Annotated in this window: 14 protein-coding genes; 7 read left to right on the top strand and 7 right to left on the bottom strand. The window is 71.2% G+C overall.

Annotated features, from left to right (window positions below; all coding sequences use genetic code 11):
* Positions 1–34: 34 nt before the first annotated feature.
* Positions 35–1,012 carry a matrixin family metalloprotease gene (locus EDF28_RS03280; RefSeq protein ID WP_185094123.1) on the bottom strand — a complete coding sequence of 326 codons (978 nt, stop codon included), beginning with the start codon at positions 1,010–1,012 and terminating at the stop codon, positions 35–37.
* Between the two features lie 130 nt (positions 1,013–1,142).
* On the opposite strand from EDF28_RS03280, the gene EDF28_RS03275 reads away from it, so the two are divergent.
* Positions 1,143–2,012 (top strand): phosphotransferase enzyme family protein, encoded by an 870-nt coding sequence (locus EDF28_RS03275; RefSeq protein WP_123937156.1) that lies wholly within the window; start codon positions 1,143–1,145, stop codon positions 2,010–2,012.
* Positions 2,013–2,032: 20 nt separating this feature from the next.
* Here the strand turns inward: EDF28_RS03275 and EDF28_RS03270 are convergent, their stop codons facing one another.
* The 5 genes from EDF28_RS03270 to EDF28_RS03250 all read right to left on the bottom strand — a co-directional run bounded on the left by EDF28_RS03270 (position 2,033) and on the right by EDF28_RS03250 (position 10,544).
* Complete coding sequence (locus EDF28_RS03270; protein WP_123937155.1) at positions 2,033–2,950, bottom strand: GNAT family N-acetyltransferase; 918 nt, start codon at positions 2,948–2,950, stop codon at positions 2,033–2,035.
* 155 nt (positions 2,951–3,105) lie between these two features.
* A complete protein-coding gene (locus tag EDF28_RS03265) occupies positions 3,106–5,055 on the bottom strand; it encodes a prolyl oligopeptidase family serine peptidase (protein ID WP_123937154.1) in 1,950 nt (649 codons plus the stop codon).
* Positions 5,052–6,836, bottom strand: a complete 1,785-nt coding sequence (locus tag EDF28_RS03260; RefSeq protein ID WP_123937153.1) for an N-acetylglutaminylglutamine amidotransferase — start codon at positions 6,834–6,836, stop codon at positions 5,052–5,054. Before EDF28_RS03260 ends, EDF28_RS03265 begins: the two co-directional genes overlap by 4 nt.
* Positions 6,836–9,403, bottom strand: coding sequence for a carboxylate--amine ligase/circularly permuted type 2 ATP-grasp protein (locus EDF28_RS03255; protein WP_123937152.1), 2,568 nt, complete (start codon positions 9,401–9,403; stop codon positions 6,836–6,838). Before EDF28_RS03255 ends, EDF28_RS03260 begins: the two co-directional genes overlap by 1 nt.
* A 127-nt stretch (positions 9,404–9,530) precedes the next feature.
* A complete protein-coding gene (locus tag EDF28_RS03250; RefSeq protein WP_185094122.1) occupies positions 9,531–10,544 on the bottom strand; it encodes a LacI family DNA-binding transcriptional regulator in 1,014 nt (337 codons plus the stop codon).
* Between the two features lie 181 nt (positions 10,545–10,725).
* Between EDF28_RS03250 and EDF28_RS03245 the strand changes: the two genes are divergently transcribed.
* Genes EDF28_RS03245 through EDF28_RS03220 form a run of 6 tightly spaced genes read left to right on the top strand, consistent with a single transcriptional unit; the run spans position 10,726 to position 21,340 of the window.
* Positions 10,726–12,261, top strand: coding sequence for an ABC transporter substrate-binding protein (locus EDF28_RS03245; RefSeq protein ID WP_185094121.1), 1,536 nt, complete (start codon positions 10,726–10,728; stop codon positions 12,259–12,261).
* Between the two features lie 19 nt (positions 12,262–12,280).
* The gene (locus EDF28_RS03240) at positions 12,281–13,222 is read left to right on the top strand and encodes an ABC transporter permease (protein WP_123937149.1); all 942 of its coding nucleotides are present in this window, start codon (positions 12,281–12,283) and stop codon (positions 13,220–13,222) included.
* Positions 13,219–14,997, top strand: coding sequence for a dipeptide/oligopeptide/nickel ABC transporter permease/ATP-binding protein (locus tag EDF28_RS03235; protein ID WP_123937148.1), 1,779 nt, complete (start codon positions 13,219–13,221; stop codon positions 14,995–14,997). Before EDF28_RS03240 ends, EDF28_RS03235 begins: the two co-directional genes overlap by 4 nt.
* A 1-nt stretch (position 14,998) precedes the next feature.
* Positions 14,999–15,928: an ATP-binding cassette domain-containing protein gene (locus EDF28_RS03230; protein ID WP_123937147.1), complete on the top strand. Its 930-nt coding sequence runs from the start codon at positions 14,999–15,001 to the stop codon at positions 15,926–15,928.
* Positions 15,929–15,959: 31 nt separating this feature from the next.
* Positions 15,960–19,895 carry a hypothetical protein gene (locus tag EDF28_RS03225; protein ID WP_123937146.1) on the top strand — a complete coding sequence of 1,312 codons (3,936 nt, stop codon included), beginning with the start codon at positions 15,960–15,962 and terminating at the stop codon, positions 19,893–19,895.
* Positions 19,892–21,340 carry an L-fucose/L-arabinose isomerase family protein gene (locus tag EDF28_RS03220; protein ID WP_123937145.1) on the top strand — a complete coding sequence of 483 codons (1,449 nt, stop codon included), beginning with the start codon at positions 19,892–19,894 and terminating at the stop codon, positions 21,338–21,340. Before EDF28_RS03225 ends, EDF28_RS03220 begins: the two co-directional genes overlap by 4 nt.
* A 21-nt stretch (positions 21,341–21,361) precedes the next feature.
* On the opposite strand, the gene EDF28_RS03215 is transcribed toward EDF28_RS03220, so the two are convergent.
* A complete protein-coding gene (locus EDF28_RS03215; RefSeq protein WP_123937144.1) occupies positions 21,362–21,748 on the bottom strand; it encodes a hypothetical protein in 387 nt (128 codons plus the stop codon).
* Between the last annotated feature and the right edge of the window lie 474 nt (positions 21,749–22,222).

Raw genomic sequence — 22,222 nt, 5'->3', positions numbered from 1 at the left:
CCTGTGGACAGATCGACGACGCCGTCGCGTCCGCTCAGTACAGCGCCGCGATCCCCCGCACGTCCCCGAGCCCGAGCGTCCGCTGCGCCGTGTCGCACACTGTGGACGACGGCTTCATCACCAGCCCCGACTTCTGCGCCGTGTGCCCGAGCCCGTACGAGTGCCCCCACTCGTGCGTCGCGATGCCACGCAGGTCGAACCGGTTGCCCGAGCAGGTGCTGGTCGATCCCCACCGGTGGCTCGTCGAGTACCGCTGGTCGGTCTCGAATGCGACCCCGCCTGTGAAGGACCAGATGCACGTCAGCGCCAGGGTCTTCGGCGGCAGCTTGCCCCACCCGACGACGCTCGTCCGGTTCGAGGTTCCGCAGCCCCCGCCAGCGGTAACCGCAGCCTGCTGCTTCGCGGTGCCGAGGTACTCCTGCGCCGCCTTCGACTGGACCGTCTCACCGCACGCCGTGATCGTGCCGGTCCAGGCCTCGGCACCGCGCTGGATCGCTGCGACGTTCGACACCTTCGACCCCGTCGGGTTGTACCGCCACTGGAGGGTGGACTCCCAGTGCGCGCCGGTCAGCACGTACGCCTTGCTCCCGCAGCTCGCGGACGTCGTGGCGCCGCTGTGCGAAACAGTGCCACGGATCGTCGCTCCGAGCGCTCGGCGCTGCTGGGCTGCGCGTTCCTGCCGGACGGCGGTGGGCGATCCGGCCCACACCTCGTCGACCTGCACGGCGATGCCCGCGGCACCACGGTTCGCGATCACCACGTCACCGGGGTCGGTGTCCCCTTCGGCGACCGGGGCGGCGGTGAGCGTGACGCCGGCGGCGGGTACCACGAAGGTCCGACCGTCCTCGAGTGCGACCACGCCGGAGCTGACGCGACACCCGGACGACAGGTCGTGGATCGAGATGCTGCTCCCCTGGCAGCTTGGCGCTCCCGCGATTCCCGGTGCGGCGACGACCGCCGTCAGGGCGAGCCCGAGCGCGACCGCGGCTGCGGCCTTCGACGACGTGCGCACAGCGCCTCCTTGATCACGCCGCACCCGCACCCCGGTGGCGGACGGCTGCATCAGTGTCCGAGGGAGCGGAAGGGTCGACAAGCCCCCAGAACGGCCGCGGTGCGCAGAGCGGACCGGGTAACGTGCCGCCATGCAGTGGGGCGACACCGGACTCGACGACCACCAGATCGCGTTCGTGCTCCGCACGCTCCCCGATGCCGTCCTCGTGGCGGACGACTCGTGGGGTCTGCTCGACACGAGGGTCCTGCACGTCGTCGACGGCGACGACAGCTACACCGTGAAGGCGTCCGGCCGGGACAACACCCACTTCCCCCGGGAACTCGAGGGGCACCGGACCGTGACCGACGCCCTGCGCGCTGCCGGGGACACCGGTGCCCTCGTGGCCGCGGACGAACAGCACCGGGTCCTCATCCTCGAGCGCGTCCCTGGTCACCTCGCGCTCGGCACCGTGGACGAGCACGCCCCCGACGTCCACCGGCAGGCTGGCGCGGTCCTCCGGCGTCTGCACGACCACGGCACCCGGCACGACCCGACGTTCCTGCTGCACGAGCAGGCGAAGGCCCTCCGCGCGCTCGATGCCCCGCACCGGATCTCGCCCGACGTCGCCGCCCGGACCCGCGCGGCACTCGAGATGCTCCCCACCGGCCACCCGGACGAGCCCCTGGTCCCGACCCACGGCGACTTCCACCCGCGCAACTGGATCGTCGACGACGAAGACGACCGCCACGGACGGCTGCGCGTCATCGACTTCGGCCGCTTCGGCTGGCGCCCGGCATCGTTCGACCTCACCCGCCTCGCGGTGCTGCACTGGCAGGACGATCCGGCCCTCGAAGCGGCGTTCTTCGACGGCTACGGCGACGATCCGCGCGAGTCGGACGCCTGGCGCTGGCTGCAACTCCGCGAGGCCGTCGGCACCGCGACCTGGGCCTACGCCGTCGGCGACGAGGGCTTCGAGGCGCAGGGCCACGACATGCTCCGGGACGCCCTCGCCGCCTTCTGACGGTCAGGAACGAGCCCAGCTCACGGCACCCGCACGAACCGCGGCGCCCCGCGATCCCGCAGCCGGAACCCGAGGTGCTGGTACAACCCGATCGCCCCGGTGTTCCCGGCGGCCGCGTGCATGAGCGGCGTCTCCCCACGCTCGCGGATCCCGTGCGCGACGGCGAGCACCAGCCGCCGCCCGAACCCCTGACCTCGGTACTCCGCATCGGTGCACACGGCGCTGATCTCGGTCCACCCCGGCGGGTGCAACCGCTCCCCCGCCATGGCGACGAGCCGTCCGTCCCGCCGGATGCCCAGGTACGTGCCGAGCTCGATGGTGCGCGGCAGGAACGGCCCCGGCTTCGTCCGCTCCACCAGGGCGGTCATCTCCGGCACGTCGTCGGATGTCAGCACGACGGCTTCGTCGTCGGGCGCCCCCTCGATCGCCTCACCGGTGAGCTGCACGCCGCCGGCGCCCTCGACGAGCTCCCACCCCGACGGTAGGACGGCAGCGGCACCGACGCCGAGCATCCCGCCCGACCCGAGCAGCGCCCGCACGTCCTCCCAGTCCTGCGCAGTGGGTTGCTCGGGGATCCCTGTCCACACCGACACGTCGGTCTGGTACCGGACGACCTCGCCACGCCGCTCGGCGAACCGTGCGTGGTGGCTGTTCAGCGCGGCCATGGCGGGCGCGTCGAGCATCCGCGTCGGGGTGCCGTCGTCGGCGATCGTCAGGTCGAGGGTCCGGAGTGCTTCGCCGCGGGCATCACCACCACGGAACCCGAGGTCCTCGAGCCGCCGACGATCGCCGTCCGCCCACCCGGCGGTGTCCGCGACGACACCGGAGGCGTAGTGGTTCGTGGCGCGTTGGACGACCTGCTCGACGTCCGCTGCCGAGGTCACGAGGACCTCTCCCGGTCGGGGCAGCGCGGTCGAGGTCGGCGCAGTCGTCGTCATCCCACCATTCTCTGCCCGCGGCGAGCGCCGCCACCGCATCGTTGCACCCCGTGACGGCACAGTGCGAGGTTGTTCACCTGGTGCGAGGAAACAACCTCGCACCGAGTGTGAAACCTCGCACCAGCGAGCACCCCCACCAGACCGAGCGCCCCGCCTCACCCCAGCCGCGACGCCACGAACTCCACCATCCGCCGCACCAGCAGCGCCCGCGACGACTCCCGTCGGTACTCGTGCCCCTCACCCGCGAGCTCCAGGTACTCGACGTCGTGCGCCCGCTCCCGCAGCGCCGCGACCACCTGGTGCGCCTCGCCGATGGGGACGTTCGTGTCGAGCTCACCGTGCACGACGAGCAACGGCGCCGTGACGTCGTCGATCGCCCGCATCGGCGACAGGGCCGCGAGCAGCGCTTCGTCGTCGACGGGGTGCCCGTACTTCGTCGCAGCGGCAGAGGCGATCCACGGTTCGGTGTCCCGGTAGAACGTGGCGAAGTCGCTCATCCCGCACACGGCGACACCTGCTGCGAACACGTCGGGCGTGAACGCCAGGGATGCGAGGGTCGCGTACCCGCCGTAGGAGCGGCCCTCGACGGCCACCCGGGAGCGGTCGGCGTACCCGTTCGACACCAGGAACCGTGCGCAGTCCACGACGTCGGCGAGCGCGTTCCAGCGCAGGGCCAGGTCGTCGGCGTGCACGAACTCGTGGCCGTACCCGGACGAACCGCGGATGTTCGGGGCGAGGACGGTCACGCCCGCTGCGGCGAGCGCCTGGTGCTGCGGTGAGAACGTGGGTCGCTCCTGCGACTCCGGTCCGCCGTGCAGGTGGACGAGCGCTGCGCGCGGGCCGGGAGGCACGGCAGCAGCAGCACGAGCGCCGACGGCCGACGACGCGGCCGGCTCCACCGCCCGGTACAGCCAGCCGGTCAGCTCCAGTCCGTCACGCGCGGTGAACCGCTCGAGCGTCGGCTCGACCAGCGGCACATCGGGCAGTGCGGGCACGTCGGTGACCCGGCTCCAGGTGAGCGCGTTCGTGTCGAGCCGCCAGAGTTCCCGCGGTCGCGTGGGTCCCTCGACGGCGAGCAGCACGCTCCGGCCGTCACGGCTGAGCACCGGGTCGGTGACGACGTACCCGGGCAGGTCGGGCACCGGGGTGCGCGAGGCGTCGTGGGTGTTGATGAGGTCGAGTTCGCTGCGCCCGTCGACGTTCCAGACGAGCAGCAACGTGCGGCCAGCGTCGTCGGCGTCGAGGTACTCGAGTTCGGCGTCGGCGCGCTCGATGATCCGTCGGGGCGTGCCGCGCCAGCCGTGTGGTCCGACGGGCTGGGCGACGAGTCCGCGGCGGGGCAGTCCGGCCTCGGTGGCGACGTAGGCGACGAGGGGGCTGGTCTCGCTCGCGGGCGAGGGCCGCAGGAACGCGATCTCGGCGGACCCGTCGGGGTCGTCGGCGAACAGGGCGTGGCTCTCGTCGGTCAACCGGTCGACCACGACGACGAACTCCTGCCCACGCTGCCCGTCGCTCAGCACGACGAGGCGTTCCTCCACCGACAGGTCGAGGATGTGGATGAGTTCGCCGACGGCCAGGTCGTCCCGGTCGCCGGAGACCGGGTCGACCAGGTACGAGCGGGCCGGCTGGTCGGCCTCGGTCGAGGGCAGCGTGATGACGACCCGGTGCCCGCTGCGGCTCCACGGGCCGAGTTCGGCGTGCTGGTACCGCGAACCGGCGATCTGCGCGGCGTCGGTGCCGTCCGGCCGGACCACCCAGACCTGCTGCTTCACGCCGCCGTCGGTCGCGATCGCGACGGCGAGCCACTCTCCGTCGGACGACCACGACACCCGGATCACGGGGTCGTCGGACAGCGCGATCCGGACCGGTTCGGGCAGTTCGCCGTCGACGACGACGTCCTGCACGAACACCTCGGGGGTGCCGTGCCGGTCGGACACGAACGCCACGCGCCGGGCGTTCCGGGTCATGGTGGGGCCCCACGACCCCCAGGCGGCGGCGAGCCGCTCACCCAGGTCGGCCGCGGCCCTGGTCGTGACCGAGGGACGGACGTCGGCCGACGACGCGACGCTCGCCGAGCCTCCAGTCCGGGTGGAACCCACGTTCACCGCACCCCCTGCTGCTGCAGCCACATCTCGATCAGGCCGAGCTGCCAGAGCGCGTTCGCGCCGATCTCGGTTCGCGTGCTGTTCGGGTCCTGGAGCATCCGCTCGACCGTACCCGGGTCGAACAGGCCGCGCTCACGTGCTTCCGGCGCGTGCAGTGCCGTGCGCACCCGCTCCAGGTACGGGCCCTCGAGCTGCCGGATCGCGGGCACCGGGAACGACCCCTTGCTGCGGTCGATGACGCTGTCGGGGACGATGCCGCGCGACGCCCGCTTCATGACGCCCTTGCCGCCGTCCGACAGCTTGAGCGCGGGCGGGATCGCGCCGGCGAGCTCGACGAACTCGTGGTCCAGGAACGGCACGCGGGCCTCGAGGCCCCACGCCATCGTCATGTTGTCGACGCGCTTGACCGGGTCGTCGACGAGCATCGTCATCGTGTCGCTGCGGAGCGCAGCATCGACGCTCGTCTCCGCGCCCGGAACCGCGAACGCAGCGTCCACGAACGCCGACGGGGTGTCGTCGTCGCTCTTCCAGCGCTCCCCGAGCAGCCCCTGCAGCGCCGGCCACCTGCGGTCCATGAACACGGAGCGGTAGGCCTCGGCCGCCTGGTCGCGGGGGACGTCGGCCAGCGGCGGGTACCAGTCGTAGCCGGCGAGCACCTCGTCGGCACCCTGGCCGGACTGCACGACCTTGACGTGCTGCGAGACCTCCTGCGACAGCAGGTAGAACGCGACGCAGTCGTGGCTGACCATCGGCTCGCTCATGGCGGCGACCGCACCGTCGATGCCGTCGAGCAGGCGCGTCGACGGGATGTGGATGCGGTGGTGGTCGGTGCCGAAGTGCTTCGCGACCTGGTCCGAGTACTCGAACTCGTCGCCGGACTCACCGCCAGCGGCCTCGAAGCCGATGCTGAACGTGGCGAGGTCCTGCTGCCCGGCCTCGGCGAGCAGTCCGACGACCAGGGAGGAGTCGATGCCGCCGGACAGCAGCACGCCGACGGGGACGTCGGCCACCATGCGGCGCTCGACCGCGGTGCGGAGCGACCCGATGAACGCCTGCTCCCAGTCCTGGTCGGTCCAGTCGGCCCTGGCGGGGTCGCGTTCGAACCGCGGCTCCCAGTAGACGGTGTCGCGGGACGTACCGTCGCGCTCGATCACCCGGACGGTGGCGGGCGGGAGCTTGCCGACACCGGACAGGATCGTGCGGGGTGCCGGCACGATCGAGTGGAAGCTCATGTAGGACGCGAAGGCGACGGGGTCGATGGACGTGTCGATGCCGCCGCCGGCCAGCACCGCAGGCAGGGACGACGCGAAGCGGAGCCCGCCAGGTACCTGTGCCACGTACAACGGCTTGATGCCCAGCCGGTCCCGCGCGAGGACGAGTCGGCCGCTGGCGTGCTCCCAGATCGCGATGGCGAACATGCCGATCAGGTGCTCGACGAAGGCCGTGCCCCACTCGGCGTAGGCGACGGCGATGACCTCGGTGTCCGACGTCGAGAAGAACTCGTGACCCTTGCCCCGTAGCTCGTCACGCAGCTGCTCGTAGTTGTAGACCATGCCGTTGTAGGCGATGGTCAGTCCGGCCCGGGGCAGCACCATCGGCTGCGCACCGGCGGTGGACAGGTCGACGATCGACAGCCGTCGGTGCCCGAGCGCGACCGGTCCGCGTGCCCACAGCCCGTCACCGTCGGGGCCGCGGTGCACCATGCACCCGGTCATCCGTGCCACTGCTCCGACGTCCGGGGCCGTGCCGTCGAACCGGATCTCGCCCGCGAGTCCACACATCAGCGCTCTCCCTCGGCCGCAGCCTTCGCGGCGGATCCCACGATCCACGTGTCCTTGGCCCCGCCGCCGCGCGACGAGTTGACGACCATGCTGCCCTCGGGTGCGACCCGGGTCAGGGCGACGTCGGCGAGGTGCGCGTCGTCCGCGCCGGTACCGGTCAGGTAGACGAACGCGCGCAGGTCGACGTGCCGTGGGTCGAGGCCCGCCGGTCCGATGGTCGGGTGCGACGACAGCTGCACCACTTCCTGCCCGACCCAACCAGCAGGATCCGCGGCGATCTCACGCCGTCGCTCGGCCACCTCGGGAGCGCTCGCGCTCGGCCCGATCAGGACCCCGCGTCCGCCTTCGCCGTCGACCGGCTTCGTCACGAGTTCGCCGACCCGGTCGAGCACGGACAGCCGTTCGCCCTCGATGCTCGTGCGGTACGTCGGCACCGACTCGAGCAGCGGCTTCTCGTCCAGGTAGTACCAGATCAGGTCCGGCACGTTGACGTACATCGCCTTGTCGTCGACCAGGGCGTTGCCCGGGGCGTTCGCCAGGTGGACGTGTCCGGCCTCGGCGACGTCGAGGACGCGGGCGCCCAGCTCCGGCGCGTGCTCCGCGGTCAGCGCGCGCACATCGCGGTCGATCCGCAGGTACAGCCCGTCGAGCACGTCGCCGGTCGTCGCGTCGACCACGCGTCCGTCACGGACGTCCAGGTCGGACCCGGCCAGGAGGCGCAGCCCGGCTCCGTCGGCCAGCCTGCGGTGCTCGAACCACGCGCCGGCGGCGGGGCCGTCGCTGACGAGTGCGAGCACCGGGTCCGGGTTACCGGTCACCGCGGTCGCGTTGGTGCGCAGGGTCTCGCGCAGCCGGTCGGTCACGCCGTGCGGGTCCCGCAACAGCGCCGGACGGGGCGCGTCGGGCACGACGGCGTCCATGAGCTCGCGGAGGGCGATGCCGTACGCCACACCCGAGGGTGAGCGCACGTTGTCCTCGAGCACCCGCCAACCGCCGAACTCGTTCCGCACCAGGTCGAAGCCGAGCACGGGTGCCCGCACCGCGTGACCGGGCAGGCGCGAGGCGTCGGGGTCCCAGCCGTTCGCACCGACGAACTGGTGCTCGTCCATGACCCCGTCGGCCACGATCCGCCGCTCGCCGTACACGTCGCGCAGGAACAGCTCGATCGCCCGTGCGCGCTGCCCGAGGCCGCGCTCCAGCTGCGACCACTCGTACGCGCTGATCGTCCGCGGCACCAGGTCGCACCCGAATGCCTGCACGCCGCCGTCCACGACGAAGCCGACCTCGTGCTCGCGGGCCCAGGCGTCGCGTGCGGCGCAGTGCTCGTTCGTCGTGTCCGCGTCCCAGGCGGTGAAGTACGTCGCCAGGTCGCGGAACGCCGGACGGGGGCGGGCACCGGGGCCGACCGCTTCGTCGCCGGCGCGCACGCGGTACCCGGGGACCGCGACCGCCGGGTCCTCGTCACGTCCGGACGGCGTGCCGGCGGTGTCCTCGACCACCAGGGCGACGACGTCGTCGAGCTCCCCGCGCTCGGCGTACGCGGTGCGCTGTCGATCGGTGGAGTTGCCGCGGGCCAGGGTCGCCTCGAGCAGGTCCGTGACGGTGCCCCAGTCGCCGAGCTCCTCGAGTTCCGGGCGCAGGCGGGACACCAGTTGCCGGACGGCGACCTCGGCGGGCAGGCGGTCCGGGTGCTGCCCGAGGCCGAGCAGTTCGCCGCTCAGCCCCGTGCGCGCCGCCTGCCACATCGCTGCACGGTGCAGGGGTTCGCTGCGGGGGTGCCACTCGGCGCCGGACTCGACGGCGACCTCGGCCTTCCGCACCGCGGCCCGGAACAGCCCGGCGATGAGCACCGCGTCGTCGACGATCGGGGTGGCGTCGCAGACCCTGAGTTCGAGCGTCGGAGCGTGCGACGACGGCCGCACGTCGAAGTACGCCATCTTCTTGTCGGCGATCACCCCCGAGGCGATCAGGTCGTCGAGCACCTTGTCGTACTCGGCCGCGTTCGACACTCGCCCGAAGCTGCCGGCCGACGGCCACCGCTGCCAGATGATGCTGCGGAACGACGAGTACCCGGTGTCCTGCCCGTTCCAGAACGGACTGGACGCGCTCAGGGCCAGCAGCACCGGCAGCACCGGCGCGACCCGTTGGGCGATCTGCACCGCCAGGTCGCGGTCGCTCACACCGACGTGCACCTGCAGGCCGCAGATGAGCTGCTCGTCGACGAGCATCCGGTACTGCTCCTGCATCCGGCCGTAGCGGCCGCCGCTGGTCAGTTCGAAGTCGGCGTACTCGGACCGCGGCGCGGTGCCCACCGACGCGATGGTCACCCCGGCCGGTGCGATCGCGGCGCTGAGCTCCCGGCGCAGGTCGACGATCACCCGCCGCAGGTCGTCGAGGGTACGCACCACGGGGGTGTTCGTCTCGATGGTCGTGCGCTGCAGTTCCGCGCCGAAGCGGTCGGCGGGCAGCTTGGGCAGAAGGCGCGGGGCCTTCGCGGAAAGTCGGCCGGACTCGAGGTCGATGAGGTGCAGCTCTTCCTCGGCGCCGAGCGTCAGCTCTGCACTCATGGCTGGAACCTACGCGCGGCCGCTGTGGCGTGCGCCGCGGCGCACCGCCTGACGCAAGCTCGTAACAAGGTCGTCCTCGTGCGCTGCAGTTCCGCACCGGAGCGGACGGTGAGTCAGCGCGCCGGGGTCACGGCGTCGAGGACTCGCGGACGAGCAGCTCCGGCTCCAGGAGCGTCGCGGTGTGGTGGTGCCGCGGCCCTTCGGTGAGTTCGGCGAGCAACCGAGCGACCGCCGCTTCACCCATCGCGCGCTTCGGCTGCCCGACCGTCGACAACGGGAGTGCCCCCTCGGTCGACAACGCGAGGTCGCCGTAGCCGACGACGACGGCGTCGGACGGTGTCCGCACGCCCTCGGCCGCCATGCCACGGATCACGCCGAGTGCGAGCTGGTCGTTGGTGCAGAACACCCGCCGCGGGGCGCCAGCGAGGACGAGGCGTCGACCGATGTCGAAGCCGGAGTCGATCGTCATCGCATCCGTCTCGAACTCCACGATCGCGTCCGGGTCGAGCCCGCGCCCCGCGACCGCGCTCCGCGCACCGCTGCGCCGATCCTCGCACTGACGGATCGACCGGAGGCCGTTCACCAGGGTCAGCCCGTCGCCAGGCAGGTCCAGCAGGTGCTCGGCGGCGAGCGCGCCGCCGTGCCGGTCGTCGATGGCGACCGAGCAGCTCTCCCCGGGGTCCGCCCCACGGTCGACGAGGATGAGCCGTGACCCGATGCGTCGCAGCATCGAGAGGCGTGAGGAGTCCGCCGTCAGCGGGACGACGAGGACACCGGCCGCACGCTGCCGCGCGAGGGTGTCGAGCTGTCGGAGCTCCTTCGCCGGGTCGTCGTGGCTCACGCAGAGCGCGAGCGAGTACCCACTGCGATCGGCGGCGTCGGACACCGCGTCGACGATGGTCGCGTAGAAGGGGTTCACGACGTCGGGGATGACGAGACCGAACAGTCGGTTGAACCCGGTCCGGAGTGCCGCCGCTGCCTGGTTCGGCACGAAGTCGAGTTCGCGGATCGCCGCCTCGACCTTGCTCCTGGTCTTCGCGGTGACCATCTCGGGACGGTTGATCGTGTTCGAGACGGTCGCGGTGGAGACACCCGCGAGTTGCGCGACGGCAGCGAGCCCGAGGTCCTGGATGCCCGCCACGCGGTCAGTCAAGCACGATCACCGCCCCCCTGCCACTCGATTCGGCGCCGACTGTTGACAGGAGCCGAGCCACCGGGCATCCTCACTTTTAATCGATTAAATCATGATCGGTCCAAGTTCCACCGTCGATGGCGATGTGGCACGCTCCACGCCCGTCGACGACGTTGACAAGGGAGTGAACGTGCTCGGAACCAAGTGCAAGATCGTCCTCGGGGTGGCTACCGCCGCCTTGTCCGTCGCCGCGCTCACCGGCTGCACCTCCGGTGCCCAGAGCGCCACGGGCGACCACACCACCCTCACCCTGGCGGTCTCCGGTCGGCCCCCGTCGCTCGACCCCGCGCTGCAGTCGAGCGCCGGTGACCTGGTCTGGCGGTGGCACGCGGTGTACGACACCCTGCTGCGCTGCGACCAGAACGGGAAGGTGCACCCGGCGGCCGCCAAGAGCTTCTCGATGAGCGACGACGCCAAGGCGCTCACGATGAAGCTCCGCGACGGGATGGAGTTCTCCGACGGCAAGCCGGTCGACGCGGCCGCGGTGAAGGCGTCGATCGAGCACATGCAGACCGGCGGCGGCAGTGATGCCGGCCGGGTCGCGGGGATGCAGATCACGACGCCGGACTCCGACACGGTCGTGCTCACCGCGAAGGAACCGACCGGGCAGCTGCCGACGTTCATGTGCTTCGCGCCGGGGATCGTCGCCAGTCCCGCGCAACTCGACAGCAAGGACGTCGGGTCGAAGGTCGTCAGCTCCGGGCCGTACACGCTCGTACCGTCGAAGACGACGAGCGGGTCGGTCTACACGTTCCAGAAGCGCGACGACTACTGGAACGCGAAGGAGTACCCGTACGAGAACCTCGTGCTCAAGGTGATGCCCGACGTGAACGCGCGACTCAACGCGCTGCGCTCGAAGGAGATCCAGGGCGCCGTCATCGACCAGTCCACCGCGGCTCAGGCGTCGTCGTCCGGCCTCGAGGTCCTGTCGCACCTGTCCGGCTGGAGCGGACTCGCCATCGCCGACCGCGCCGGCGAGACCGTCCCGGCACTCGGCGACGTCCGCGTCCGCCAGGCGATGAACATGGTGTTCGACCGGAAGGCGATCGCGAAGGGCCTGTTCAACGGTGAGGCGACCCCGACGACACAGATCTTCACGCCGAACGAGACCGCCTACCAGGCGAAGCTCGACGACCGGTACGCCTACGACGTCGAGAAGGCGAAGCAGTTGATGCAGGACGCGGGGTACGCCGACGGGTTCACCCTCCAGATCCCGAACCAGGCGAGCGATGACGGCAGCGGCAACAAGGTCAACCCGATGGTCGTGCAGCAGCTCGCGCTCCTGAAGATCAAGGTCGACCAGGTCACGATCTCCGGACCGACCGCCCAGGACAAGGTGCTCCGCGGTGACTTCCCGGTGTTCCCGATCCAGCTCGGCACCGCGGACTCGCTCTTCGACATCGTCCAGTCGCTGCAGCCGGACTCGATCTGGAACGTCCGGCACACCAGCGACCCGGAGCTCCAACCGCTCCTCGACAAGGCGCAGACCCTGCAGGGCTCGGCCGCCGACGAGAACGCCCAGGCGATCAACGAGTACGTGGTCGACCAGGCCTGGTACGTGCCGTGGGTGGACGTGAAGAGCTACTTCGCGCTGACCTCGAAGGACCTCGCTCCGGAACAGACCGACCAGTTCCACCTCATCCCGAACCTGTGGGACTTCCGGTGACGGCGGGCGGCGGTACACCGTGCTGAGACTCGTCGCCCGTCGGCTCGGGTCGGCGGTCCTCCTCACCCTCGTGGTCACGATGGCGACGTACTTCCTCGTCTTCAGCAACGGCCCCGGTATCGCCCGCGCCATCCTCGGGAAAGAGGCGACGCAGGCGACCGTGCAGGCGAAGGTCGTGGAGCTCGGACTCGACCAGCCCGTGTTCACGCAGTACCTGCACTGGCTCGGCAGTCTGTTCACGGGGTCGCTCGGCCGGAGCTACTTCACCCAGGAGCCCATCACGACGATGCTCGCGACCCGGGTGCCGGTGACCGCGAGCCTCGCGGTGATCATCCTGTTGCTGACCGCCGTGATCAGCATCCTGGTCGGTGTCGCCGCAGCGGTGAAGGGCGGGTGGATCGACCGCGTGCTGCAGTTCGTCAGCGTCCTCGGCGCCGCCGTCCCCGGCTTCATCGTGGCGATCCTGCTCGTCCTGACGTTCGCCGTCGGGCTGCACCTGCTGCCCGCCACGGGGTACGTATCGCCGACGGTGAGCGTCACCGGTTGGCTGAGCGCACTCGTCCTGCCGGTGCTCGCGGTCCTCGTCGGGTCGGTCGGCGGCGCCGCGCAGCAGTTCCGGGGCGCCGTCGCCGACGTGCTCTCGCAGGACTTCGTCCGGACTCTGCGTTCCCGTGGCGTCCCCGAGCGGCGCATCGTGTTCGTGCACGTGCTGCGGAGTGCCGCAGGACCCGGGCTGACGATCCTCGGGCTCCAGACGATCGGGCTGCTCGGCGGCGTCGTCCTCATCGAGCGCATCTTCGCGTTGCCCGGTGTCGGCGACCTCACCGTGTCCACGGCACTCCAGGGCGACGTCCCGGCGGTGATGGGGTGCGTGCTCTTCACCATCGTCGTGGTCGTCGTCGTGAACCTGCTCGCCGACATCGCGGCGGCGTGGCTCAACCCGAAAGCGAGGCAGGCATGAGCGTCGAACAGATCACCGCGACGAGCGTCGACCCGGAGGTCGGCGGCGTCACCGTCGACTCGCGCACGCGCCGGACGTCCACGCTCCGTCGACTCGTCCGGAACCCGATGGCCGTGACGTGCATCGTCTTCCTCGCGGCGCTCGTCGCCGTCGCCCTGCTCGCGCCGGTGCTCGCACCGTACGACCAGAACTTCACCAGGGTCGACCTGACCAACGCGAAGCCGTTCTCCGGCAGCTTCGTCCTCGGTGGCGACTCCTCGGGACGCGACATCCTCTCCCGGCTGATCTGGGCGTCGCGCGGGACGTTCCTCGCCTGCGTCGTCGTGCTCGTCGTCTCCGTCCTGATCGGCGTGACCGCGGGACTCGCGGCCGGGTTCCTCGGCGGGTGGACGGACCGGGTCTCCGGCTGGCTGTCGGACGTCGTGCTCGCGCTGCCGGGCACGGTCCTCCTCATCGCGCTGTACACGGTGATCGGGCCGTCGATCCTCATCGCGATGGCGGTGTTCGGACTCCTGATCGCACCGTCGTTCTTCCGTCTCGTCCGAGCCGTCGTCACCCAGGTACGGCGCGAGCTGTACATCGACGCGGCTCGGGTCTCCGGGCTGTCGGACCTGCGCATCGTGCTCCGGCACGTGCTCATCGCGGTCCGTGCTCCCGTGATCATCCAGAGCTCGTTCGTGCTCGCCGCCGGCATCGGCATCCAGGCGGGGCTCGAGTTCCTCGGGCTCGGGAACCCTCGCGAGGCGTCGTGGGGCGGCATCCTGCAGACGTCCTTCGCGTCGATCTACCAGAACCCGGGCGCTGTGGTGGCACCGACGGTCCTAATCAGCCTGACGACCCTCGTGCTCGTCCTGCTCGGGAACGCGCTGCGAGACGTCCTGCAGGTGACGGCCGCTCCCCGGCCGTTGACCCGCAGACAGCGGAACGACCTGCGCGACCGCCTGACCACGACCACGACGGCCGCGCCTGCAGGGGACGCGCTCCTGGCCGTCCGGGACCTCCACATCGCCTACCCGAACGGGGACGACCACACCGAGGTCGTCCACGGCATCGACCTCGACGTGCACCGCGGGGTGATCCACGGTCTGGTCGGGGAGTCCGGTTCGGGGAAGTCGCAAACCGTGTTCTCCGTGCTCGGGATCCTGCCCCGCGAGGCCGTCGCCGCCGGGTCGATCGTGTTCGACGGCGCTGAGATCCTCGGTTCCGACTCGGCCCTGCGCGCGGTCAGGGGCAAGCGGATCGCATACGTGCCGCAGGAGCCGATGAGCAACCTCGACCCCACGCTCACCGTCGGGCAGCAGCTCGTCGTCGGGGTCCGTGCGGTGAAGCCGATCAGCCGCCGTGCCGCACGCACGGAGCTCCTCGGGCTGCTGGCGCGGGTCGGCATCAAGGACCCGCCAGCCGTGTTCGACATGTACCCGCACGAGATCTCCGGCGGGATGGCCCAGCGCGTCCTCATCACGGGCGCGATCGCCGCGGATCCGGACGTCATCCTCGCCGACGAACCGACGACCGCCCTCGACGTGACGATCCAGGCCGACGTGCTGGACCTGCTCCGTGAGATCCGCGACGAGCGCGGCCTCGGCATGGTCCTGGTGACGCACAACCTCGGCGTCGTCGCGGACATCTGCGACACCGTCAGCGTGATGCGCGGCGGCCACATCGTCGAGACCGGTGACGTCCGGACCGTGTTCGCGGCGCCGTCCCACCCCTACACACGCGAGCTGCTGGCGGCCGCGACCACGTCCACGTCCACCGCCCCGGAGGTGCACTGAGATGCCCCACGACACCGAACCCGACACGAGCAGCACCGCCGAACCCCTCCTCCGCGTCCGCGACCTCGAGGTCGCGTACCCGGCCCGCGGCTTCCGACGGACGACGAACATCATCCGTGGCGTCTCGTTCGACATCGGCCGCGGCGAGACCCTGGGGCTCGTCGGCGAGTCCGGCTCGGGCAAGACGACCATCGGTCGAGCGGTCCTCGGCCTCGCGCCGGTCACCGGCGGGTCGGTCGAGTTCCACGGCACCCGCATCGACACGCTCTCCAGGACCGCCAGACGCCGCGTCGCCCAGGGCATCCAGGTCGTGTTCCAGGACCCGTACTCGTCGTTGAACCCGTCCCTCACGATCGAGGACATCCTCACCGAGCCACTGCGGGTCCGCCGCGTCGCCGCCGGTCGCGACACGGTCGCCCGGCTGCTCGACGCAGTGGGGCTTCCGGGTGACTCCGGGACGCGGCTCGCCCGCGAGTTCTCCGGCGGGCAACGCCAGCGGATCGCCATCGCCAGGGCACTCGCGCTCGAACCCGAGCTCATCGTCTGCGACGAACCGACGAGCGCGCTCGACATGACGACCCAGGCGCGGGTGCTCGACCTGCTGCAGTCGATCCAGGAGCGGACCGGGGTCGCGTACCTCTTCATCAGCCACGACCTCGGTGTCGTGCGCCGGATGAGCGACCGGACCGCGGTCCTCCTCGGCGGAGAGGTCGTCGAGCTCGACGACGCCGAGACGGTCGCGACGAACCCCGAGCACCCCTACACGCAACGGCTGCAGATGGCGACGCCGATCCCGGACCCGGTCGCGCAGGAACGACGTCGCGCCGACCGGCACCGGCTCCTCGAGGCACAGCGCACGCTGCTCGAGCACACCGGCGCCGACGGCGACCCGTGGTCGATCGAACCGTCGATCAGCACGACCACCCACTGACCCGCACACACTCGCAAGGAGAGTGACGAACGTGATCGATCCAGCACTCGTGGAGCGCTTCGAGACCCCGCCGTCCGAGTACGGCCCGACACCGCTGTGGTGGTGGAGCGGTGGGACGGTGACCGAGGAGGGCATCGACTGGCAGCTCCGGCGCTTCGCGGACGGCGGGATCCTCAACCTCGTCCTGATGAACCTCGCGCCGAAGGGCCCGACGTACGGCGCACCGCCGGACGACCCGGTGTGGTTCGGCGAGCGCTGGTGGGAGCTCTTCCGGTACACCTGCGACCGCGCGCGGGACCTCGGCATCGCACTCTGGTTCTACGACCAGATCGGCTTCTCCGGTGCGAACCTGCAGGGTGTCATCACGGCGCAGCACCCGGAGGCGGCCGGACGGTCCCTCCGTTCCCACGTGGTCGAGGTCCCCGCGGACGGCGTCCTGCCGGAGGAACCGCGTGAGCACCTGATCGCCGTGTTCGACGTCGAGCCCGACGCCGGCGGACGGTGGGTTCGACACGAGGTCCGAGACGGCCGGGTCGACGTGCCGGCCGGTTCGCGACTCCGCGTCGTGGCCTGGCACGAGACCTCGTTCGACTACCTCGACGAGGGCTCCGTCGCCCGCCTGATCGACTTCGTGCACGGCGAGTACGAGCGGCGCGTCCCGGAGCACGTCGGCACGACGATCGTCGGCAGCTTCCAGGACGAACTCCCGGCGATGCCGACCTGGTCGGCGACGTTCGCCGAACGGTTCCGTGACGAGACCGGCTACGACCTCGTCGCGAACCTGCCCGCGCTGTGGGACCACGGGGCACCGGCGAGCGCAGCCGTCCGCGCGGACTACCACCGCGTCCGGACCCTGCTCGCGGAACGGGCGTTCTTCAAGCCGCTCGGCGAGTGGCACCGGTCGAGGGGCATGCTGATCGGCGCCGATCAGATGAACCCAGCGCGTGCCGGTGTCCCGACCCAGAGCACGCAGCTCTACGGCGACTACTACGCCACGCACCGGTGGTTCGACGCGGTGGGAAGTGACCACGAGGGCGACGCCAGGATCCACTCGTCGATGGCCGACATGTACGACCACCCGCGCGTGTGGATCGAGTCGTTCCACTCCAGCGGATGGGGCGGAACGCTCGAGGACACCTGGGACTGGCTCATCCCGTTCTTCCGCAGCGGCGCCAACCTCTACAACCCGCACGCGAGCTACTACGGTCTCCGCGCGGGTTGGTTCGAGTGGGCTCCGCCGTCCACCGACTTCCGGCAGCCGTACTACGCGGTGTACCCGGAGTTCGCCCGAGCGGTCGCCCGGGTGTCGGCGCTCATGACCTGGGGCCGGCACGCCGTCGACGTGGCAGTGCTGTACCCGTCGACCTCGATCAGCAGCGAGCTGCCGCCGGACCTCCCGATCGACCACTTCCTCGACGGCGACATCGGCCCGGAGTACCCGGGAGCCGACGTGACCCAGCGGACCTACATGGCGCTCGCGGGGAAGAACGACTGGTTCCGCGCACAGCCGGGCTTGCTCGATCAGAGCGGCATCGACTTCGACGTCGTCGACGAGGACTCGTTCGCGCGCTCGAGCGCCGGTGACCGGACCCTCGACGTGAACGGGTTCCGCTTCGGCACGGTGATCCTGCCGTCGACGACCCGGCTGCCCGACGTCGTCGTGGACCGTCTCACCGCGCTCCTCCGTGCGGGCGGGCGCGTCCTCGGCGTGGGCGACGTCGACGAGCGACTCGTCGGCATCGAACGGTTCGCCACCCCGGAAGCGGCCGTGGCGGCCGTCGACCGCTCGGCCCTGTTCGCCCGTTCCACGCACGGTGTCCGCGCGCAGGAACACGGCGACCACGGCGTCGCGCTGCTGCCGGGGGCGTTCCCGAACGCCACGGCCTACCCGCTCCGCACCGACGAGGGTGCAGGCGGCTGGGACGACATCGACTTCGACGCCGCCAGGTACGGGCAGCACGACGAGCTCCGTGTGCGCGGTACGGTCGTCGAGGCCGAGGTCTGGGACCCGGCCACCGGAACGAGGACACCCACGTCGTTCGAGGTCGCCGCGGACGGCGCCTCGAGCAGGATCGAGGTCGTCACGGGTGGGTCACCACTCCTGATCGCGGTGTGGCGGACCGGCGACACCGTCGACGGACCGCCTCCGGCCGCCCCTGCGGAGCGGACCGCCCGACCGCTCGACACCGACTGGTCGCAGGAACTCGTCCCGACCCTCGACAACCGGTGGGGGGACTTCGCCCTGCCGGCGAGCACCGACCCGATCCCGCTGGAGCTCTGGAGCATCGATCAGGTCACCGCCGAGGGCACCACACCGGTCACCGTCACGATGGGTCAGGAGCTGCTCGTCAGCGGCCCGTTCACCGATGCGGCCACGCCGGAGCCCCTCGATCCGGACGGCGCCGCTCGGGCCTGGGACGGAGGCTCGCTCGCCGGTTCCGGCTGGACCGTGCAGCGCTTCTCGGCGTCGCTCGGTCGTGACGGCGCACTCGGTGCGGCGCAGGACCCGAAGGGCTTCATCGCCGAGGAGTTCTTGACGCACGAGACGCCGGCGGTCGGCGAGGAGGTCGCCGTCCGTGCCCTGGTCCGGGTCCCCGAGCCAGGCGACCTGGAACTGACCATCTCCTCGGCCTGCGCGACGCGCGCCTGGTTCGACGGGGTCGAGCTGGAACTCACGGGTACCGGCTTCGACGCGACCGCACCGGTCCGCTTCGCGTCCACGGTCGGGGTGCTGGAGTACCGGTTGGGCACACCGGCCCTGCCTGGAGGCTCGACCCACCCTGCAACGCACGTCACGTCGGCGTTCCGCCTCGAGCGCCCCGGCGAACGTTCGGTCCGACCGGAGTTCGTCGGTGCCGGCGAGCGTGGGGTCGTCGACGGCTCCGCGACGTTCCGTCGCGCGTTCCGGATCGACGCCGACGCGTCGGACGTCCGGATCGTCACGGGGGCACCGAGCGCGCTCACCGTGCTCCTGGACGGTCGGATGGTCGCGCGTCAGGAGAAGGTCGAGTACTACGAGTCCGGCCTCGGCGACCTGCCGAACTACTTCCTGCACGAACTCGGGACGCTCGCCGCCGGTGACCACGTCATCGAGGTGACGACCGACGGGGTGACGTCCACGACACCGCTCTTCGTCGACCTCGTCCTCACGACGCCGTCGGGCACGGTCGCGGTCCCGAGCGGCGCGGACTGGTCGGTCGGACCCGACGACGCCACGGTGGTCCTGCTGCCCGCGCGGACCGGATCGACCGTGCACGCGCGTGCAGCGGTCCGGCCGCACCCCCTCCCCGCGGCGCACTGGCTGAGCGGACCGCCGGAGGTCGGTCCGCCGACCGTCCCGTTCGAGACCGCCGTGTCGAGCGTGCCGCGGGCGGAGGACTTCGCACTGCGCCTGCCGGCCGGTGCCGCCGCCGTCGAGTTGCCGGTCGATCCGCAGCACGTCGAGATCCCCGGGCGCGACTCCGTCGTGTCCGGACGGACGGTGACCTTCGACGCCCCGACGGACGCGCCTGCGACACTCGCTGTCACGGTCGCCCCCCGGGCCTTCTCCACGTCGGGAGCCGCGTGGTCCGAGCCCGTCCGGGTCCGCACGGTCCCGACGGCGGCGCGGTTCGAGGACTGGTCCGAGCAGCACCTGGAGAGCTGGAGCGGCGCCGTCCGGTACACCACACCGATCGAGACCGCGGCCCGCGGCGCGATCCGCATCGACCTCGGGACCGTCCGCGGTGCTGTGGAGCTCGACCTCGACGGCGAACGGGTCGCCGCGGCGTTCTGCGCGCCCTGGGTGTTCACGGTCCCCGACGTCGGCAGCGGCCGGCACGAACTCGCCGTGACCGTGTACGGGACGCTCGCGCCCCGCTACGCCGCAGCGACGCAGACAACGTTCCTGAAGCCCGCGCAGTTGCGGACCGGCATCACCGGCAAGGTCCGGGTCGAGCTGCTCACCGACCAGGAGGATCTCCGATGACCACGACGACCACTGTGACGGCGGTGTCCGACCTGTTGCCGATGCGGACGCGTCGTCGGACCCGGATCGGGCTCGTCTCGGGTGGGCTCGGAGCGTACTGGCCGCAGTTCCCCGACCTGCTGCCGCAACTCGAGGGGTCCGCGGCGTACGTCGCGCGCCGGTTCGAGTCGATGGACGCCGAGATCGTCGACGCGGGGTTCGTGTCGGACGTCACGGACACCGCCCGGGCGGCAGAACGGCTGCGCGGCGCCGACTGCGACCTCATCGTCCTCTTCGTGGCCACCTACCTGACGTCGTCGATGGTGCTCCCGATCGCACAGCGCACGGGCACCCCGGTCCTCGTCATCGACCTCCAACCGACCCCTCGCATGGACCACGACACGTTCGGCACCGGCGAGTGGCTCGCGTACTGCGGCCAGTGCCCGGTTCCGGAGATCGGCAACGTGTTCCGACGGGCGGGCATCCCGTTCCGGTCGGTGTCCGGCTGGCTGCAACAGGACGCCGCCTGGGAGCGCATCGCCCGCTGGGTCCGGGCGGCCGACGTCCGTGCAGCACTCCGGCACGCACGGCACGGCCTGATGGGGCACCTCTACCCCGGCATGCTCGACGTCTCGACCGACCTGACGCTGCTCCCGACTACCTTCGGATCGCACGTCGAGGTCCTCGAGTTCGACGATCTCCGGCACCGGGTCGAACTGGTGACCGAGGCGGAGGTCGCCGACCGGGTGGCACTCGCCCGGGCGGTCTTCACCGTCGACGACTCCGTGGACGAGGTCGACCTGGCGTGGGGCGCGCGCGTCTCCGTCGGGCTGGACCGACTCGTGGAGGACGCAGACCTCGACAGCCTGGCGTACTACCACCGCGGACTCGACGGCGAGCAGCACGAGCGACTCGGTGCCGGCATGATCCTCGGTGCGTCGCTGCTCACCGCTCGCGGCATCCCGACCACGGGCGAGTACGAGCTGCGGACCACGGTCGCGCAACTCGTGACGCAGGTCGCCGGTGCTGGTGGATCGTTCTGCGAACTCCAGGCGCTCGACTTCGAGGACGGGGTCGTCGAGATGGGCCACGACGGTCCGGCGAACCTGGCCGTCTCGTCGCGCGACCCCCTGCTCCGGGGGCTCGGGGTCTACCACGGCAAGCGCGGATGGGGTGTGTCCGTCGAGTTCGACGTGCAGCACGGCCCGGTGACCTTGCTCGGCCTCGGCCAGGACCGCGACGGGCGGCTGTCGTTCATCGCCTCCACGGGGGACGTCGTCCCCGGGCCGCTCCTGCAGATCGGCAACACGACCTCACGGGTCGACTTCGGCCGGGACCCCGGCGAGTGGGTGGACGAGTGGAGCGGGACGGGCGTCGGCCACCACTGGTCGCTGTCGATCGGTGACCGGGTCGCGGACTACCGGGCCGCCGCCGAGCTCCTCGGGATCGAGTTCCGCACCTGCTGACCCGGACGGACCACGGCAGCTTCAGTCGCCGGTCCGCTGTCGCAGATCCGGCTGCCAGTGGTCCGCGGACGGCACACCGACGGGAGCGCCACCTCGCGCGCGCATCCGTTCGCCGAGGTCGATCTCGTGCTCGTCGGACGGCGGGTCGTTGGCGTCCATGCCGACGAGCCACGTGAGCCCGCGGAGCCCACGACTGTCCCGCCCGACCAGCGCGAGCCCCCAGACCGCGTCGGTGCGCGGCGCGACCGCTCGTTGCGCCCAGTCGATCGCTTGCAGGACGTCTGCATCGAACAGGTCGACCGTCTCCGTCGAGTACGAGTCGCCCGATCGCTCCTGTAGGTACACCCGGAAGTGCGGGCTGTGGTCTTCCCAGGTGCTGTCGCGCTCGTCGACCTCGATGGCGTCCATCGATCGAGCGCACGAGAGCCGGGTGTCCGGTGAAATTCCACGTAGGCTGTCCGCGTGGACTCCGACACCGCCGGGTCGTGGTCCTGGGGCAAGCGTGAAGCCCACCACCGCTGCAACGGTGATGGGCTTCGGGTTGCTCTCCGAGTGGAAAGCCGAGGACGGGCACAAACCGTTCCCGAGTCTGAACGCTCGGGCCCAGTGTAATCGAGCCCCGGCCCGATTGCACGCCCGTCCCGGTCCCCGCTCCTCGTGTCCGCCGGCGCTGACACCGGAGGTGGTCTCGATGTCGAACGACACCGATCCCAAGCCCGGGCGTCGGGTGTTCTGGTTGGGGGTCGCGGGATTGCTCGTGAACCTCGCCAGGCTCCTGGTCGACCTGGTCCGGAAGGACTGAGACAAGGACGTGCCGCACCGGTCTCGATCGGTGCGGCACGTTCCCGACGGTGCCCAGCCCGGACGAGTGCGCAGCAGAGA

The organism is Curtobacterium sp. PhB137 (genome assembly GCF_003814955.1).
Taxonomy (GTDB): Bacteria; Actinomycetota; Actinomycetes; order Actinomycetales; family Microbacteriaceae; genus Curtobacterium.
The sequence above is the reverse complement of the archived record's forward strand: the minus strand, read 5'-3'. Positions and strand labels throughout refer to the sequence as shown.